The organism is Buttiauxella sp. AC038, from assembly GCF_979253565.1.
The window spans coordinates 3991675-4008042 of the sequence record NZ_CEEDCQ010000001.1; the positions used below are offsets into that span (position 1 = coordinate 3991675).

19 protein-coding genes are annotated in these 16368 nt (G+C 48.2%); 6 read left to right on the plus strand and 13 right to left on the minus strand.

Features of this window, described 5'->3' with window-relative positions:
* Nucleotides 1–15: 15 nt before the first annotated feature.
* The 3 genes from AC0IXI_RS18940 to AC0IXI_RS18950 form a co-directional block, all read right to left on the minus strand.
* On the minus strand, nucleotides 16–207 hold the full coding sequence (locus AC0IXI_RS18940; protein ID WP_064516547.1) for a YaiA family protein: 192 nt from the start codon (nucleotides 205–207) through the stop codon (nucleotides 16–18).
* A gap of 44 nt (nucleotides 208–251) precedes the next feature.
* Nucleotides 252–776, minus strand: a complete 525-nt coding sequence (gene aroL / locus AC0IXI_RS18945; RefSeq protein ID WP_064516545.1) for a shikimate kinase AroL — start codon at nucleotides 774–776, stop codon at nucleotides 252–254.
* A gap of 79 nt (nucleotides 777–855) precedes the next feature.
* The gene (locus AC0IXI_RS18950) at nucleotides 856–1317 is read right to left on the minus strand and encodes a YaiI/YqxD family protein (RefSeq protein ID WP_413498102.1); all 462 of its coding nucleotides are present in this window, start codon (nucleotides 1315–1317) and stop codon (nucleotides 856–858) included.
* A gap of 159 nt (nucleotides 1318–1476) precedes the next feature.
* Between AC0IXI_RS18950 and proC the strand changes: the two genes are divergently transcribed.
* Nucleotides 1477–2286, plus strand: coding sequence for a pyrroline-5-carboxylate reductase (gene proC / locus AC0IXI_RS18955; protein ID WP_134184079.1), 810 nt, complete (start codon nucleotides 1477–1479; stop codon nucleotides 2284–2286).
* Between the two features lie 33 nt (nucleotides 2287–2319).
* Here proC and adrA read toward each other — a convergent pair whose 3' ends face one another.
* The 5 genes from adrA to AC0IXI_RS18980 all read right to left on the minus strand — a co-directional run bounded on the left by adrA (nucleotide 2320) and on the right by AC0IXI_RS18980 (nucleotide 6578).
* Nucleotides 2320–3432 (minus strand): diguanylate cyclase AdrA, encoded by a 1113-nt coding sequence (gene adrA, locus AC0IXI_RS18960; protein ID WP_424221261.1) that lies wholly within the window; start codon nucleotides 3430–3432, stop codon nucleotides 2320–2322.
* A gap of 108 nt (nucleotides 3433–3540) precedes the next feature.
* Nucleotides 3541–3855, minus strand: coding sequence for a PsiF family protein (locus AC0IXI_RS18965; RefSeq protein ID WP_134184083.1), 315 nt, complete (start codon nucleotides 3853–3855; stop codon nucleotides 3541–3543).
* A 244-nt stretch (nucleotides 3856–4099) separates the two neighbouring features.
* Entirely contained in the window at nucleotides 4100–4360 is a 261-nt protein-coding gene (iraP, locus tag AC0IXI_RS18970) for an anti-adapter protein IraP (RefSeq protein ID WP_134184085.1), read from the minus strand.
* A gap of 228 nt (nucleotides 4361–4588) precedes the next feature.
* A complete protein-coding gene (locus AC0IXI_RS18975) occupies nucleotides 4589–5809 on the minus strand; it encodes a multidrug efflux MFS transporter (RefSeq protein WP_064516533.1) in 1221 nt (406 codons plus the stop codon).
* A 70-nt stretch (nucleotides 5810–5879) separates the two neighbouring features.
* On the minus strand, nucleotides 5880–6578 hold the full coding sequence (locus AC0IXI_RS18980) for an extensin-like domain-containing protein (RefSeq protein WP_471682940.1): 699 nt from the start codon (nucleotides 6576–6578) through the stop codon (nucleotides 5880–5882).
* A gap of 133 nt (nucleotides 6579–6711) precedes the next feature.
* Here AC0IXI_RS18980 and ddlA point away from each other — a divergent pair, with 133 nt between their 5' ends.
* Complete coding sequence (gene ddlA, locus AC0IXI_RS18985; protein WP_422568019.1) at nucleotides 6712–7812, plus strand: D-alanine--D-alanine ligase; 1101 nt, start codon at nucleotides 6712–6714, stop codon at nucleotides 7810–7812.
* 3 nt (nucleotides 7813–7815) lie between these two features.
* On the opposite strand, the gene AC0IXI_RS18990 is transcribed toward ddlA, so the two are convergent.
* Nucleotides 7816–8046 carry a DUF2754 family protein gene (locus AC0IXI_RS18990; protein ID WP_134184091.1) on the minus strand — a complete coding sequence of 77 codons (231 nt, stop codon included), beginning with the start codon at nucleotides 8044–8046 and terminating at the stop codon, nucleotides 7816–7818.
* A 272-nt stretch (nucleotides 8047–8318) separates the two neighbouring features.
* On the opposite strand from AC0IXI_RS18990, the gene AC0IXI_RS18995 reads away from it, so the two are divergent.
* A complete protein-coding gene (locus AC0IXI_RS18995) occupies nucleotides 8319–8645 on the plus strand; it encodes a DUF2755 family protein (protein ID WP_064516525.1) in 327 nt (108 codons plus the stop codon).
* 88 nt (nucleotides 8646–8733) lie between these two features.
* On the opposite strand, the gene AC0IXI_RS19000 is transcribed toward AC0IXI_RS18995, so the two are convergent.
* On the minus strand, nucleotides 8734–9843 hold the full coding sequence (locus AC0IXI_RS19000; RefSeq protein ID WP_413498107.1) for a DUF1615 domain-containing protein: 1110 nt from the start codon (nucleotides 9841–9843) through the stop codon (nucleotides 8734–8736).
* Nucleotides 9844–10038: 195 nt separating this feature from the next.
* Between AC0IXI_RS19000 and AC0IXI_RS19005 the strand changes: the two genes are divergently transcribed.
* The 3 genes from AC0IXI_RS19005 to AC0IXI_RS19015 are packed head-to-tail and all read left to right on the plus strand — an operon-like array spanning nucleotide 10039 to nucleotide 13242.
* Nucleotides 10039–10494, plus strand: coding sequence for a MarR family transcriptional regulator (locus AC0IXI_RS19005; protein ID WP_064516519.1), 456 nt, complete (start codon nucleotides 10039–10041; stop codon nucleotides 10492–10494).
* 20 nt (nucleotides 10495–10514) lie between these two features.
* Nucleotides 10515–11696 (plus strand): efflux RND transporter periplasmic adaptor subunit, encoded by a 1182-nt coding sequence (locus AC0IXI_RS19010; protein ID WP_424221256.1) that lies wholly within the window; start codon nucleotides 10515–10517, stop codon nucleotides 11694–11696.
* A 10-nt stretch (nucleotides 11697–11706) separates the two neighbouring features.
* Nucleotides 11707–13242: a DHA2 family efflux MFS transporter permease subunit gene (locus AC0IXI_RS19015; protein ID WP_424221255.1), complete on the plus strand. Its 1536-nt coding sequence runs from the start codon at nucleotides 11707–11709 to the stop codon at nucleotides 13240–13242.
* Nucleotides 13243–13278: 36 nt separating this feature from the next.
* Here AC0IXI_RS19015 and sbmA read toward each other — a convergent pair whose 3' ends face one another.
* From sbmA to lpxP, 3 genes are all read right to left on the minus strand, one after another.
* On the minus strand, nucleotides 13279–14496 hold the full coding sequence (gene sbmA / locus AC0IXI_RS19020; protein ID WP_471682941.1) for a peptide antibiotic transporter SbmA: 1218 nt from the start codon (nucleotides 14494–14496) through the stop codon (nucleotides 13279–13281).
* Between the two features lie 98 nt (nucleotides 14497–14594).
* Nucleotides 14595–15116, minus strand: a complete 522-nt coding sequence (locus tag AC0IXI_RS19025; RefSeq protein ID WP_471683253.1) for an isochorismatase family protein — start codon at nucleotides 15114–15116, stop codon at nucleotides 14595–14597.
* Between the two features lie 56 nt (nucleotides 15117–15172).
* The gene (lpxP, locus tag AC0IXI_RS19030; RefSeq protein WP_471682942.1) at nucleotides 15173–16099 is read right to left on the minus strand and encodes a kdo(2)-lipid IV(A) palmitoleoyltransferase; all 927 of its coding nucleotides are present in this window, start codon (nucleotides 16097–16099) and stop codon (nucleotides 15173–15175) included.
* Nucleotides 16100–16368 lie beyond the last annotated feature (269 nt).

Sequence of the window (16368 nt, forward strand, 5' to 3'; positions counted from 1 at the left end):
GTCCATGCCGAGGTATTACGTTTTTTGCGGATCTTCATAACGCCGCTTCGCATCCAGCGCTTCTTTTTCTGTTTCGTGTTCACTAATCAGCGTATCAGGATGTGGATGGTCGGCACGGAGTTGATACCAGGTCACTGTTTGGTCTGTTGCACCTTTTTCAACTGCAACAACACGCGCTTCCCGAGGATATGGAGGATTGCTCGCCATCGCTCTTCCTTTGGTGATGAATGAGCGTTAAGTATAGCCAGGAATCAGCTGGCGCGAGCCGTACGCAGAGCCGTTAGTATTGCCTCGACAATTTCAGCCGGAGGGCGAGTCGCATCAACGACATGGTGTGCAGCCTGGTTGTATAACGCTTCCCGTGCGGCAAGAACTTCAACGATTTCATCGGTGATCGGCCGCCCTGTCAGGGTTGGGCGTTGGCCTTCTTCCGGGAAGGCTTCTAAACGCGAAGCCAGAATTTGCGCCGGTGCGCGCAGGTAGATAACCACGCCATGCTCGCGCATAAACTGCCGGTTACTTTCAGCAAGAACCATACCGCCACCAGTGGCGATAACCGTCCCTGGAGCTGTGACACTTTGCAGTGCGCCCGACTCGCGGCGACGAAAACCTTCCCAGCCTTCTTGCGCCACAATATCGGCAACGCTCATATTGGTGCTTTCTAAAAGGTAGTGGTCGGTATCGACAAAGTTACAGCCCAATGCCTGCGCTAATGCAACACCGACGGTTGTTTTGCCACAACCTCGCGCGCCGACTAAATAAATGGGTTGAGTCATCGGTGGCTAATCCTTAGAAGTCCGCCAAAGGTTGTCATCATACCAGCAAGCTAGTACGTGGAATAGAATTACATCGGTATTAAGCGCTTTTTGAACGTCCAGCGGCAAGCAGCCATTTTTCCAGTTCATTGGCAAACATCTGGCGGTCGCGCTGATTAAGACTATCAGGCCCACCGGTTTGCACTCCACTGGCTCTTAATGTATCCATAAAATCGCGCATCGTCAGGCGCTCACGGATGGTAGCAGGTGTGTAAAGCTCACCGCGAGGATTTAACGCAATCGCCCCCTTTTCCAGCACATCCGCTGCGAGCGGTATATCAGCCGTGACCACTAAGTCACCTTTTTCACAACGGCGCACAATTTCGTTGTCAGCCACATCAAAACCCGTCGCGACTTGCAGGGTACGAATATAGCGTGAAGGTGGGGTTTTCAGCCCCTGATTGGCTACCAGAGTTACCACAATTTGCACACGCTCAGCCGCACGAAACAGCACTTCTTTTATGACTTTTGGACACGCATCGGCATCCACCCAAATTTGCATGACGACTCCTGGTTGTCAGTGGGAATGGGACGATCTTGCCGTGCTTTTCCGTCAATCGCCAACTTTATCTTTGCTTGCTGTTTCGCCTGGACGTAGCGTGAGCGCCTGAAAGCACGGTAAGCTATGCTCATCACACAACTCAAAAGATGGAGTGAGACTTTGGATAAGAAAATTGGATTTATTGGTTGCGGCAACATGGGAAAAGCCATCCTGGGTGGCCTGATAGCCAGTGGACAGGTACTTCCAGGTAATATCTGGGTCTACACACCGTCGCCCGATAAAGTGGAAGCCTTGCGCGACCAGTACGGTATTAATGCGGCGCAAAGTGCGCAGGAAGTGGCGCAGATCGCCGATATCGTCTTCGGCGCAGTTAAGCCAAATGTGATGCTAAAAGTTCTGGGTGAAGTTAATTCCAGCCTGAATAAAGATAGCGTGGTGATTTCAATTGCTGCAGGCGTTACGCTGGATTCGTTGGCTAAAGCATTAGGTCATGACCGCAAAATTATCCGCGCTATGCCTAACACGCCAGCATTAGTGAATGCAGGCATGACCTCAATTACGCCAAACGCTCTGGTTACTTCAGAAGATATTGCCGATGCGGTGAATATTTTCCGCAGCTTCGGGCTTGCCGAAGTCGTCTCTGAAAACATGATCCACCCAGTCGTTGGTGTCAGTGGTTCAGCACCGGCTTATGTCTTTATGTTTATCGAAGCAATGGCTGATGCCGCTGTGCTAGGTGGAATGCCTCGCAAGCAAGCGTATCAATTTGCAGCACAGGCAGTGATGGGTTCGGCCAAAATGGTTCTTGAAACAGGCCAGCATCCTGGTGAGTTGAAAGACATGGTGTGTTCACCGGGCGGTACAACGATTGAAGCGGTAAAAGTTCTGGAAGAGAAAGGGTTCAGAGCCGCAGTGATGGAAGCCGTAGTGAAATGTATGGCCAAATCCGAGCACTTAGGTAAATCATAATTTGTCTGCCCTCTCCTGTAATGGGAGAGGGTTTTAAGCCGCAATATCGGCGACCTCAGTGCGGCTACGTCCCAGATTTTTGGCTTTATATAACGCCACATCGGCCGCTTTTAACCATTCGCGATAATTAACCATACTTTTATCAAACTCCGCCACTCCGACGCTTATGCGCAGCGAAATACGCGGTGCATGAGGTATGCGAAACTCTTCAAGATATTCCCGTACTCGTGCCATCGCCTGTATTGCGCTTTCTTGAGCCGTGCCGGACATAATTACGCCAAACTCGTCCCCACCAAAGCGCCCGATAACATCGGTAATACGCAGAGTCAGTTGCAGATGCTCGGTAAGCGCCAGAATAGCCTCATCCCCCACATCGTGCCCGTATGAGTCATTGATTGATTTAAAGTAATCAATATCAATGAGTAACAAAGTGGCACTACGCTGGTAACGCTGGCAGTTATCATACTCACCATGTAGCAGGTGCTCCCAGTGGCGGCGGTTATATACACCCGTCATGCCATCACGAGTGCTCATGTGCATTAAACGCCGTTTATGTTCGGAGAGTTTGAGAGCAGTTCGGTAACTAACCAGGCCAAAGTAAGTCGGGTAAATCAGCAGGAGTGGCAGGCAAATCCATACTTGTGATGGCATGGTTTGCAGATTGAGCGGTATCTGAGACAAACCCAACGTCAGCAAGCAACTCAGTACAATTACCCCCAAGCCACCGAGGAACAATTTCAATCCGCCACAACCGACGTTGTTCATACACAATATTGCGAGAATTAGCGCTGATGGCAAAGCATTCAACCCCATCACCGCAATCCACACGCCACCCATCAAAGAATCGACCATTAAGTTACGGATTTCAGCTCGGGCGGGATCGGATGCACGATCTGCAGTTTGCCATGCGAAGTGGGGCCAGATAAAACTATAGGCGACCAGTAGCAACCACCACCACCCCGACACTGGTTGCATAACGAGCACCGAGGAAACACAGAAAAAACCGGTCGCTAATCCTATGATTCGAGGGATATAAAGTCGTCGGGCAAATCGTCGCGCGGAGCGATGCCGGTCGTCATCAAGGTACGTTGAGCTATCCATAAATCCCCCAGGAAGCCATCTTCCAGAACTGTATTCATCTTTCATGATAATTAGGAACATTCTGAAATATTTGCCGTAATTATAGAAAGTTTAATCCGGGGGAAAGTATGATTTTATGAGTGAGTCAGCTAACCGACTCACCCATTTAGGCTATCAGGATTGTTTTTTCAGGCAATTACTCATAAATGTTTTTCGTGTATCGCCGGATAATGTTTTTTTGCCTGCTTCAGCATTACAGTCTTTCATTTTCTGCTGCTGCGGCGTCAGACTTTTATCTGCTGGCGCTGACTGACTATTTTTCAGGCAATTGCTCATATACGTTTTACGGGCGTCCCCTTTTAGAGTTTGAGAGGTCGCTTGTTGGTTACACGACGTCATACGTTGCTGCTGCGGCGTCATCGCTTTATCTGCCGCCGCAGCCGACCCCATAACACCCGCCAGTAACACCATTATCAATACAGTTTTCATAGCACCATCCTTTTTATTGTGGTGAATTAATTTTGGTCTGTAGTTGGGAAAATGGCGAACCAGCAGGCCATGTATTGTTCAAGCGGAGCGATAAAGCACCGCATTGGCACCAGGTTTCAGGGGGGATTAAAATGTACCAGGTGAGGTAAGATAGCTGGATGCTGATTGACTTTAGTTATTCTAATTAATAATAAGAAAATAAATAATGTGAAACTCCCACAAGAGAAATCAAGAATAGATCAAATCAAATAGTTGGAGGAGTCAATAATCGCGATAAATATTGTTTAAGCAAACTGGTATCATCAGTAGTCACTGAATCATCAGGTTGAGTTTCATTTAAAGCATCTTCAATATTTGTGATTATTGCTCGTCGTTCGCTGCCCTCCATTCTTTCGAGCATGGCGAAAATCACTATTTCCAGGGCTTCTATCTGTGCAACAAACTCTTTTGACTCTTCTTCTTTTTCAGCGAGTTTAGCCAGTAACTCAGAAATAAGGTTTTTCATAGTTCTAACCGCCAGGGATTTGAAGCATGACGTTAGCATTATGATTTCAGATTTCCTAGAGGGTGCAGTGACTATTTTTATATGACTTGTTAAATATGTGCCGGAGCCCAAAAAATATCATCAGGCAACTATTCCGACACTTAAATGGATGACAACTACTATAGCAATCTCATGACTGCCTATTTTTTGAGCAGGCAATAAAAATAGCTTCCGGATAAATGGAATATATTATGACCCAAGCTGTTTTCTCTGGGCATCTTGTTGGTTTTTACGCCGCAACATTACCGCCAACTGCCAGACATTCAGCAATACAACCAACGCGGTAGCAAGAAATACCCAACGGTAACCCGCCATCGCGGAAACGCCGGCCCCCATAAGCGGCCCAACAACGTTCCCAAGATACATAAAGGACTGATTATACCCAAAAATCCTTCCTGTAACTTGGTCACTGGAATACTTAACCAGCAAAGTTTGAACCGCGGGTAACATCGCGCCATCTGCAAAGCCAAGTAAAAAGCGCAATACAGCCAATTGCAGCGGTGATGTTACCCACGACATAGCAAAAAATAATATCACTGCAAAGATTAGCGTCGCCATTAATACTCTGGCGGTGCCGATTCTGTCTCCCAGCTTGCCTAATCTGGGGGCGGAAATAAGAGCTGATATCCCAGGAACAGCAGCAATAAAACCACTAATGAATGCAATATTATTGCTTTCAGGGGAAAGATGCTTGATGAAAAGGGCAAGTATTGGCCCGACGGAACCATTACAAAGTTGAATGACCATCGTGGTGACGAACAGACTTATCATTAATTTAGGATAAGGTAATGACGCAAACACGGCTTTACCCGATAGCCGATCGGCCTTGCTAATATTGGGACGAGCGCCTTCTTTTATCAGAAATAACGTCACTAAAAAACTTACCATCAACAATGCAGCAGTGACGTAGAAGACCATCCGCAACCCAAGGGTATCAGCCATATATCCACCCAAAAGTGGACCAACAATAACACCACTGATTTGTGCAGTGGAAAGTGTACTTAATGCCCAGCCACTGCGTTCTCTTGGAACCTGGGAAGCCACCAGCGCCATCGCATTTGGAATATACCCAGAAGTTAACCCCATCACTGCGCGCAAAATAAAGAGTTGCCAAACATTAGTGGCAAATGCCTGTAGCAAAATAGCGACCGCCATACCCAGAGAAGCACGCAGCAGCATTAATTTTCGGCCTTTGCGGTCAGCAAGGCTTCCCCACATCGGAGACACAATGGCGGACACCAGAAACGTCACACTAAAGGTCAGACCCGACCACATAGATAACGCTTCGTGAGAAGTCACACCAAGTTGTTCTACATAAAGCGGTAAAAACGGCAGTATTTGGCTAATGGCAAGCCCGGTAAAAAAACAACCGAACCACACCGAGATAATGTTGACCTTCCAGGATTCCATACCGTGCACGCTTTATTAGTGGGATAAAAAGATCAGCTGAATAATGTGAAGTTTATCATACAAATTAATTTTATCGACAAAGCCCGTAGCCTCGCATTCCCATATGAAAATGATTGGCATGAGCAGCGTTATATTCGGGCCCCAACGCATTGCCAAAAAATGAACAACTGTTTTCGAATACCACATGTAGATATTCACGCCCCTTCCCTTTACCTTTCCAGTCTTTCAGGACACTAATTTGTTGCTGATTGGCAAAGCTAAAACCGCTGATATCCAGCGCATCTGCTGTAGCATGCTCACTGCGCCGCGCACCTTCACGATTGTAGATATTTCGACAGGCAAAACTCCCCAGATGGTTAATGCGCGTAAGCTTGCTGCCCATTTCAGCTTGTGCCAGCGGAACGGCGCGTTGATGAATAAACATCGTGCTGCTTAGCGCAAGCGAGCAACTTGCCAGAAAGCTACTGCTAAGCCCTACGCTGCCAAAATCCACCACCCTAACTGCGCCAGTTAGTGGGCAATTACCTTGGGTATCCGCAGAATTGCGGAAATTTATCTGTCCACGCGCCTGCGCCTGCTGCAACAACGCAAGACATGCTTGCGGATCGTTTACCATCTGGCGCAATTTGTAGCGTGTAACCTGCGTTGGTGGATCATCAATTGATAGTGGCGTAAAGGGATTGTACTGCGCAGGCAGGCGCTGATAGAACCAGAACCCCACTGCGGCCATCATGGCTATAACAATCACAATTTTCACTCCGTTCACCATCCTTTCACCTGATTTTGTTTACGGAATAATCATTATAGAAGCCGGTCGGTTTTAAGCGGCAGGAAGCACATGAATCCTCGTTATGAGCGTGGTATGTTGTCCGCCTTTGTACTGTTTAAGGATGGATTTTGGCATGGCAAAACTGCGGGTTGGTATCGTGTTTGGGGGCAAGTCAGCTGAGCACGAAGTATCATTACAGTCGGCGAAAAATATTGTCGACGCCATTGATAAATCAAAGTTTGAAGTCGTGTTATTGGGCATTGATAAACAAGGCCAGTGGCATATCAATGATGCGTCCAACTATCTGTTAAATGCAGAAAACCCGGCATTAATCGCTCTGAATCGCTCAGGGACAAATGTTGCCGTGGTGCCTGGTCAAACAGAAAACCAACTGATTGAATCCTCCTCCGCTGCGTTTTTAGCGCCTGTAGATGTCATTTTCCCGATTGTTCACGGCACGTTGGGCGAAGATGGCTCTTTGCAAGGTATGCTGCGCATGGCTAACCTACCATTCGTTGGCTCCGGTGTGTTGGGTTCAGCCGTAAGCATGGACAAAGATGTCACTAAGCGTCTGTTACGTGACGCCGGTATGAATGTTGCCCCATTTATTACCCTCACCCGTTCAAACCGAAACAAAACCAGCTTTGCCGAAGTCGAAGCAAAACTTGGCCTGCCATTGTTCATTAAACCTGCCAACCAGGGTTCCTCCGTGGGCGTCAGCAAAGTAAATACCGCTGAGCAATATGAAACGGCAGTCACGTTAGCCTTCGAGTTTGACCATAAAGTTGTGGTGGAAACCGGCATTAAAGGCCGTGAGATTGAATGTGCTGTATTGGGTAACGATGAGCCACAAGCGAGTACCTGTGGTGAAGTGGTGGTAAGCAATGATTTCTACTCTTACGACACCAAGTACATTGATGATAAAGGCGCGCAAGTTGTTGTTCCTGCGTCAATCCCGGAAGATATTAACGACAAAATCCGTGAGATTGCAGTACGTGCTTATCAGGCACTGGAATGCAGCGGAATGGCGCGAGTTGACGTATTCCTGACAGCTGATAATGAAGTGATTATCAATGAGATCAACACACTGCCAGGTTTTACTAATATCAGCATGTATCCAAAACTGTGGCAGGCAAGCGGTTTAGATTATCAGACACTGATTACCCGTTTAATTGAACTGGCTCTTGAGCGCCACCTACAAGATTGCGCTCTGAAGAGTTCGATTACTGCCTAAGCCTTACTCTTTCGCCGTCTCCGTATCCTCGGGTTCCGGACGACGGCGAATAATAAACCCAGCCAGCCAGAAACAAATTACCCAGGTCACAAGCCCAACAGCATAATTTTGCCAGCCTTCGGTTTTAAACCCCAGCAAGCCAATCACACCATTCAAAATAAAGATCAAACCAATCGCTACAGCGTAATAGTGCCAGTCACGGCGCATTTTTAAAGAGAGTGTTTTCGCAGACATGGTGCAATCCGTCAGGGCAAAAAGAGGACTTATTGTGGCACAGGCCGTGGCGATAAACCGCACGTTAATACGGGCTAAACAGAATATTGTTACGCAAATTTCACCTAAGTTAAAAATATGTGATCTCAAACATATATTCACAAACCAGGAGCATTCCGCCCGTTAAATTACCAACAATCTGATATTGACAACCCATATGACCTGCCAAACTCAACGCAATTGAAGTAGCAGGCCCCAGCCTGAATCGTTTTACTGTTGCATGGGAGGTCGTGATGGCTGATATGAGTTTGTCGAAACAGGTTGTTCCTGTAATAACCACGATTTCAACAACGAAAGCAGAGGGATCTACCCAGAGTAATCTGGCTTACGCTGTGTTCATTTTGTTCTGCTTTTGGGTCGGTACGCAGATACTGGGTTTGATAGTTCACTCTCCTGGAGTGCTTGAACATCTCGCGCAGGGAAATGATGCGTCGCGTCCGCACATTGAAATGGGATTCGCAGTAAGCACTGTATTTGGTCTGGTGCCATTCCTCGCGGGATGTGCGGTAATCGGTTTGATTAGCCTTGTGCTAAAATTCTACCAACGCCACCATTTTTAAAGGTGTCTTATCCAATGCCGAGTCGAAAACTTCGTTCGTAGGGCGGGTAAGCAAAGCATCACCCGCTTAGCCGCCCTACCAGTCTGACTTACAATTTCATACACGCCGCACGCCGCTCATCAACCCGCTTTGCAAACCATGCTGTCGTCAAATTACGAGTAATTTTCGGACTCTCAAGCGTAATACCCGGCAACATTTCACGCGGCAATTTCTTGCCCACTTTTTTCTCTGCTATCGCATAAACCTGCTGGTATAAGTCCGTTTTCTCAAAATCTATACTGTCACCTTTCTCCAGCGCACGATGAATCTGGCTTTCACTCATATCGAGTTTGCCTGCCAGTTTCCTTACTGCCAACTCAGTGCTGCCTGCTTTATCAGTGTTGTAGAGAATTAAATCGCCATCCAGCGCTAGTTTTACACCGGTAGCCTTACTGACCGCACTCTGGAATGCAGCATTACGACTGGCATACCATCCCGCATTGAAGTCGGCAAAACGATATAGCGGCTGAGTATAATTTGCCGGGTAATTCAGCAAATGATAGGTACCGAACCATAATCCACCACGCCGAGTGAACACTTCCTGGCGCACTGTGCCCTCCATCTTCCACGGGTAACCTGAAGTGTGCTGCTCAGCAAAAGCAATGCTGACTTGCATTGGCCCACCAGTGTGTACCGGGTTCAGATTGCCGAAAAGTTTCTGCCCCATTGGCACCATGTCGATAAAATCATCAAAGATCGCGCTCAGTTGTCCTTCTGTTTTCACATTATCCAGGCGCTCGCTGTAGCTCTTCCCATTTGGCGATTTAATTAATAACGCGGTGTGGACCAGAAAAACCGGGATATGCATTTTCTCAGCGCGACGGTCGATCTCCTTCCAGGCAATTTTGCTCAGATTTGGAACCACCGGGTCAGCAACCAAATTGGATTCCTGCTGTGCCACTGCCAGTACCGAGCAAATATTCTCTTCGCTAGGTGCAATATTCTGGCTCTTGAACGTGACCGCTAAATCTTTCGCCCAACTGTTGCGGTCTTTCATGCTGGCAGGGATTTTTTGCTTCACTACACTTTCAACATCAACAGGTTTTTGGGTTTCCGAAACAGAGGGTGTGCTTTTAGTGGTACACCCCGCCAGGACAAAAATAGCACCAAGGCCGAGGGCAAATAGCCCATGCTGTCTGCTTAAAGTGATTATGGTCATAACGTTCCGTTGTAATTGTTTTCTAAGGCAGGATGAAACAATAGCAGTTCTGCCATCTGCCGTTTATCAGAGATTGACTGATAAATACTGAGGGCCACCGGCTCGCTGACATAAAGTGCGATCTTCTTGACACAAACTTGACACTTGGTTGCCTGGTCAGTAATTTCACATGTAATTACTGACCAGGCAAATATCATGAAAAACAATCCGGGTATTATCGATAACAAATTTCATCTCGGTTTGCTTATCCACCTTGCGAACCAGTTTAAAGACCAGCTTATCAGCCAGTATTTCTCTGGTATGGATATTACCGCCGCACAATTTAAGGTGCTGATTAATATTTATAAAGGTGTCACAAGCCCGGTCGAAATCAGCAAAACTCTGGTGATGGATGCTGGCGCAATGAGCCGCATGGTTGATCGTATGGTCAAACGCGAACTGATCGTTCGCTCCCCAAATCCACAAGATAAGCGCCAGGTGATTCTGGCTCTGACCGACAAAGGCCTGATTATTTGCGACCATTTTCAAAACGAAGCGCTAACCTCAATTATCAGTGACCTCACCGCACGCCTGACGCAGGAAGAATCCCAACAGCTGGTTAAACTCATTACCAAAATGCTGCCGGATGAAATTACTGCGCCACATTGCTAACACCGTATAAAGGCCAAAAGATGGAAACCACCCCAGAAGTGCACGTTCAGCGCTCCAGTAAACGCAAACGTAACTTTATTATTCTTATCCTGATTCTCGTGCTGGCAGCCGCGGGCTGTCTGGCATGGTATTTCTTATATGCTCGTTATTACGAGTCTACCGATGACGCCTATGTAAACGGCAACCAGGTGGCGTTAACGCCACAGATTGGTGGCACAGTGACTCAAGTCACTGCTGACGAAGGAGACTTTGTCGAGAAAGGCCAGCCACTCGTGTTGCTTGACCCAAGCGATACCAAAATTGCACTTCAGCAAGCAGAAGCAAACCTTGCCAATACCGTGCGCCAGGTTCGCGGTTTGTACAGCACGGCTGATAATTACCGCGCTCAGGTCGCAGCAAAACAGGTTGCTCTGCAAACTGCACAAAACGACTATGCGCGCCGCCAGAAAATTTTCTCAACCGGTGCAATTGCGGCTGAAGATCTCTCGCATTATCGCGATGCAGTATCTAGTGCACAAAGTGATTTGGCTGCCGCACAACAAGCGTTACGCACCAACCTTGCGATGGTTGATGACACGGTGATTGATAGCCACCCTGAAATCAAAACCGCAGTGGCGACACTGCGCCAGCGTTATCTTGATAATGCGCGTACCACCATTGTTGCCCCTGTCAGTGGCTATGTTGCGAAACGCGCGGTGCAGTTAGGAATGAGAGTGACCTCCGGTACAACATTACTTGCCATCGTGCCACTGAATGAGGTTTGGGTTGATGCCAACTTCAAAGAAAGCCAAATGAGCACCATGCGCCTTGGGCAAAAAGTAACGCTTAGCGCCGATCTCTACGGCGATGATGTTGAGTACCACGGAACCATTGAAAGTCTGGGAATCGGCACCGGCAGCGCGTTCTCTTTGTTGCCAGCCCAGAACGCCAGCGGTAACTGGATCAAAATCGTTCAGCGTTTACCTGTGCGCATCACGCTTGACCCGCACGATATGCAGAAGCACCCGTTGCGTGTTGGCTTATCGATGAATGCCCGTGTAGATATTCGCAACAATGAAGATGGCCATCTACTGCCACAACAAACCGTTAGCACGCCTCGCTTTACCACCGATGTTTATAAAGACTCGCTGGAAGCGGCAGATAAACTTGTGGCAAAAATCCTTCATGACAACAGCAATGCGGTAGCTTCAAGCGCCCATTAAGAGAGACGTTATGCAAGATAAAGCCGCATTTACGCCTCCCAACATGTGGCTGGCGGTGCTCGCGCTATCGCTGGCGACCTTTATGCAAGTGCTGGACTCCACCATTGCAAACGTGGCGCTGCCGACCATTGCAGGGAACCTTGGTGTAAGTGCCGATCAGGGCACATGGGTTATCACTTCGTTTGCGGTGTGTAACGCCATTGCCTTGCCGCTGACTGGCTGGTTCACACGGCGTTTCGGCCAACTTAAGCTATTTATTGGCTCAGTGGTGATGTTCACCCTCACCTCGTTCCTGTGCGGCTTTGCCCACAGCATGACCGAACTGATTTTCTTCCGCGCGCTGCAAGGTTTTTTCGCCGGACCCATGTTCCCGATGTGCCAGACATTACTTCTGGTTATCTTCCCTTCGAGCAAACGCAGCATGGCGCTGGCGCTGCTGTCGATGGTGACGGTCGTTGCGCCAATCGTGGGGCCGATTACCGGTGGCTGGATAACGGATAACTACTCGTGGCCGTGGATCTTCTATATCAACGTACCGATCGGGATATTTGCTTCGATAGTCGTCTGGACGCAACTGCGTAGCCGTGAAGAAACCACGACTCATTCGCCCATCGACTATATCGGTATCGCTCTGCTCGTCCTCGGTGTTGGGCTATTGCAGGTAGTTCTGGATAAGGGAAACGATCTCGACTGGTTCGCCTCGTCGCACATTATTATCATGTCAACGATCTCAGCTATCTCGTTGGTGTCGTTTGTTATTTGGGAATTGGGTGAGCGTCATCCGATTGTTAACCTGCGTCTGTTCAAGGACCGCAACTTTGCCATCGGTACGATTTCTCTGACGCTGGGCTACGCCGCGTTCTTCGCCATCAACATCATTTTGCCCCAGTGGCTGCAAACGCAGATGGGCTATACGGCTATCTGGGCGGGTCTTGCTGCCGCGCCAATGGGGGTGTTGCCGTTAATGATGACACCGATTATCGGGCGCTACGCCAGCAAGTTCGACTTGCGTATTCTGGCCTCACTATCGTTCCTGACCATGGGGGCTTCGTGTCTTATCCGTGCGCAGTTCAATACCGATGTCGATTTCCGCACCATCGCAGAAGTGCAGCTGTTTATGGGGATTGGCGTAGCCTTCTTCTTTATGCCAATTACCACGATTGTGCTGTCGAACCTGAATGGCGCACAAGTGGCAGAAGGTTCCGGTCTGGCTACCTTCTTCCGCGTGCTGGGTGGTTCTTTTGCGTCATCACTCACGACGTGGATTTGGTCACGCCGTGAAGTGTTCCACCACGCCAATCTGACCGAGAGCGTGTCGATTTATAACCCTTCAGCGGTTGATTATCTGGATAAAATGGGTGGCGCGACGCAGCAGCATCTGGCGTTTGTAGATAAGACCATTGAGCAGCAAGCCTACATGATGTCGACCATCGACTACTTCTGGATTTTAGGTTGGGGGTTTATGGCGCTGATTGTAGTTATCTGGTTCGCACGGCCACCGTTTGTACGTTCGGGCGCACCAAGCGCGCCATCTGTGGGGCATTAAATCAATCTGGCGGGAATACCCGCCAGATTTCTCTTTTTATACCGACTCACCTGCCGCTTCTACCGGAATATCCTGCAACGTGCGCTCAAAGCTGCGCAGACGTTTATAGATAGACATCAGCTCAACTAGCGTGGTCCACGAGCTAATCAAATACTGGAATGAACCACGAACCTGACCAAACACGTTGGTGATTTGCGTCATCAGGCCAAGCGTTATAGTCCCCGCCACAATCGATGGGAAGAGCAGAAACAAGCCGAACACATTATCAACCTGCAAGTAGAGAATACGGGCAATGTTGAAGTACATGTAGTGGAAATAGAGTCGGAAATAGTTTCTGCGCACGCCATCAAACAGCTCTTTTACTGTTGGTGGAGAAGCACGACTTGGGTCATCCTCGCCGTAGACCAGCTCTTTACGATACGCCGCTTCAACACGCTGATTTTTGAACTCAAGCCCTGGCAGTTTAATCCCTACCACAGCCAGCAACCCTGTTCCCAGAAGTGACCAGATAATGGCAGCAATCACCAGACCGTAAGGAATATGCCCAACGATCGGTAAATCTGGAACGTGAGCTGACAGAGTGACTAACACTGGCAGGAAGGCAATTAAGGTCATAATCGCGTTAATAAAGCTGACACCCATATCTTCGAGAGTGGAGGCAAAGCGCATGGTATCTTCCTGCACACGCTGTGCGGCACCTTCGATATGGCGCAGCATCTGCCAGTTATCCATGTAGTATTCGTTCATTGCGGTACGCCAGCGGAAGACATAGTGGCTGACGAAAAAGTTATTCATCACGCCAACAATCACCGCAATCAGTGCAATACCGAGAAATACGCCAACTTCATGATAGAACTGCTCAATAGTCACTTTATGGGGAGAACTGAGCGCAGTCTGGATTAAATCGTAGAATGGGGCATACCACGCATTCACCGCCACCCCTACTTCCACCAGGAACCAGGTCACGAAAATAATCAGCGAGGAGCCAAGAATAGACCAATACTGCCAACGATGCGGGCTGTAGATAAACCAGAATAGTGCAAACATACCCACGCAAAGAGCGTAATAGGCGTAAAACACCAGATAGCCCATCGACCAGAAACGAGCAGCATTGATTGGCACTTCGCCACTTGCGCCAGTGATATGCTCAAGCCAGTTGCCTCCACCAGCCTGCCAGAAAATAACGGCGATCATTGCCCAGATAAAAGCCGATAGGAAAAAAGCTGTCGGGCGTGGGAAAAACGATTTAAACATTACAACACTCCTGAAAACACACTCTTATTGTTATAACTTTCCCGGAAAAATAAGGCTTACTGAATGTTGTATCAAGAGATGTAAGGGTTAGTGCAGCTCTACCACTGTTCGAGGATTTCTGCGGTAGATTTTACCCGCAGGGTATTTCCTGGAATCGTAAAGTTACGCCATACATCGTTGTAATGCTCGATCAACACTTCAGCAAGAGCCGCCGGACGATTTGCTGTGGTATGGGCATCAAGGGCAACAGTCATGGCATATCCGCGACTGGCACCGTTTTTAATAGTAGCGTCCACGCAATAATCAGTGGCACAACCACACACCACAAATTCGTTTATTTTGTGGCGTTGAAGCAGTTCATCAAGTTCCGTGCGATAAAAAGCGTCACAGGCTGTTTTGGTTACATACAGCGCATCAGTTGGCTGTATTAGCTCAGGTAACAAATCAAACGCCGCGCTCCCCTGCTCAAAACCAGGTTCTGTATGCTGGATGAAAATAACTTTTTCTGCGGCATCGATCAGTTGGTTAATACGAGTCGTGCAGGTTTCGCGGTTAAAACGTGGGGCATCAAATACCCCATTTTGCATATCGATAACCATCAGTACACGTTGGGCAGGCATCATTAAGCTCTCAATGAACAAGGAAGTCATGAGCGTAGCATAAGCCTGGTTTTACTTTAAACCGTGTAAAGTTTGGGCTGACCGTCAGGCCGGGTTTTAAAGCGACGATGCAACCAAAGGTACTGTTCTGGCGCACGCATAATTTCATGCTCAATCTTACGGTTCATATACGCCGCTGCGGCTTGTTCATCATCGAGCGGGTAATCATCCATCTCTGGCCCAATAACCAACTGATAACCTGAACCATCAGATTTACGGTACAGAACAATTGTAAGAAGCACGGGCTTCGCCAGACGGGCAATAGTGTAAGTCCCGTTGGTGGTTGCTGCCTGCGGTACAGCGAAGAAGGGTGCAAATGAACTGCCTTTTGGGCCGTAATCCTGGTCAGGTGCAAACCACACCGCTTCACCGGACTTAAGCGCCTTCACCATGCCTTTCAAGTTGCGTCTGTCGATCATGGCTTTATTGGAACGGGAGCGACCGCGAGTTTGCACAAACTCCATCGCTTTATTGTTATGTGGGCGATACATCGCCATCATTGGTCGGCAAAGGCCCATGACGCGGCCACCTAATTCCAGCGACATGAAATGCACGCCAATGGCCAGAACGCCTTTCCCTTTATCACAAGCTGCGGTGATGTGTTCAAGGCCGCTAACATCAAACCATTTCCGAACCCGTGCATCAGACCAAAACCAGGCCATTCCTGTTTCAATCAACCCCATCCCCAACGAGGAGAAATTCTGCTTAACGAGTTCTTCAATTTGCACTTCGCTATAATGTGGGAAGCAAAGTTTGAGATTCTGGCGAGCAATAGAAACCCGGCGTTTAAGAAAACGCATTGATGCCCGACCAATTATGTCACCCATTTTCAGTAATACGGGATATGGCAGTTGCACCCAAAGCCACAAAATAGCCAGACCAAACCAGGTCAGCCAATAGCGGGGGTGAAGGAGATCTTTTCGGAAAAACGGTTTGCTAGACATTTTCTGCTTCTTTATGCGTAATTGGTGTGTATCGCATAAGGAGTTAAATCATTAGCGGTACAGCGAGGTGCCATCACTAAGACGCCATCTGGTAGTAATAGTTGCAGCACAATAATCAATATTCCGCTGATGATACTCATTTTCTGATCAAGCTATGTATAGGAGTTGTCAGTTTTTTTGCGTATTTCCTACAATTGCATCAACACCAGGCGTTACACGCACATTTCAGCTCAAAAAACAGGCAATAAAAGTCTGGTTTTGGTCTTTCT

What these genes read in the sequence shown, in the direction of transcription:
- AC0IXI_RS19025 (WP_471683253.1), bottom strand. Translation starts at nt 15,116, where the DNA reads ATGCCTGCCCAACGTGTACTGATGGTTATCGATATGCAAAATGGGGTA.
- AC0IXI_RS19015 (WP_424221255.1), top strand. Translation starts at nt 11,707, where the DNA reads ATGCAAGATAAAGCCGCATTTACGCCTCCCAACATGTGGCTGGCGGTG.
- AC0IXI_RS18950 (WP_413498102.1), bottom strand. Translation starts at nt 1,317, where the DNA reads ATGCAAATTTGGGTGGATGCCGATGCGTGTCCAAAAGTCATAAAAGAA.
- iraP (WP_134184085.1), bottom strand. Translation starts at nt 4,360, where the DNA reads ATGAAAAACCTTATTTCTGAGTTACTGGCTAAACTCGCTGAAAAAGAA.
- lpxP (WP_471682942.1), bottom strand. Translation starts at nt 16,099, where the DNA reads ATGTCTAGCAAACCGTTTTTCCGAAAAGATCTCCTTCACCCCCGCTAT.
- AC0IXI_RS19000 (WP_413498107.1), bottom strand. Translation starts at nt 9,843, where the DNA reads ATGACCATAATCACTTTAAGCAGACAGCATGGGCTATTTGCCCTCGGC.
- aroL (WP_064516545.1), bottom strand. Translation starts at nt 776, where the DNA reads ATGACTCAACCCATTTATTTAGTCGGCGCGCGAGGTTGTGGCAAAACA.
- AC0IXI_RS18940 (WP_064516547.1), bottom strand. Translation starts at nt 207, where the DNA reads ATGGCGAGCAATCCTCCATATCCTCGGGAAGCGCGTGTTGTTGCAGTT.
- AC0IXI_RS18990 (WP_134184091.1), bottom strand. Translation starts at nt 8,046, where the DNA reads ATGTCTGCGAAAACACTCTCTTTAAAAATGCGCCGTGACTGGCACTAT.
- ddlA (WP_422568019.1), top strand. Translation starts at nt 6,712, where the DNA reads ATGGCAAAACTGCGGGTTGGTATCGTGTTTGGGGGCAAGTCAGCTGAG.
- AC0IXI_RS19005 (WP_064516519.1), top strand. Translation starts at nt 10,039, where the DNA reads ATGAAAAACAATCCGGGTATTATCGATAACAAATTTCATCTCGGTTTG.
- sbmA (WP_471682941.1), bottom strand. Translation starts at nt 14,496, where the DNA reads ATGTTTAAATCGTTTTTCCCACGCCCGACAGCTTTTTTCCTATCGGCT.
- AC0IXI_RS18965 (WP_134184083.1), bottom strand. Translation starts at nt 3,855, where the DNA reads ATGAAAACTGTATTGATAATGGTGTTACTGGCGGGTGTTATGGGGTCG.
- AC0IXI_RS18975 (WP_064516533.1), bottom strand. Translation starts at nt 5,809, where the DNA reads ATGGAATCCTGGAAGGTCAACATTATCTCGGTGTGGTTCGGTTGTTTT.
- AC0IXI_RS18995 (WP_064516525.1), top strand. Translation starts at nt 8,319, where the DNA reads ATGGCTGATATGAGTTTGTCGAAACAGGTTGTTCCTGTAATAACCACG.
- AC0IXI_RS18980 (WP_471682940.1), bottom strand. Translation starts at nt 6,578, where the DNA reads ATGGTGAACGGAGTGAAAATTGTGATTGTTATAGCCATGATGGCCGCA.
- adrA (WP_424221261.1), bottom strand. Translation starts at nt 3,432, where the DNA reads ATGAAAGATGAATACAGTTCTGGAAGATGGCTTCCTGGGGGATTTATG.
- AC0IXI_RS19010 (WP_424221256.1), top strand. Translation starts at nt 10,515, where the DNA reads ATGGAAACCACCCCAGAAGTGCACGTTCAGCGCTCCAGTAAACGCAAA.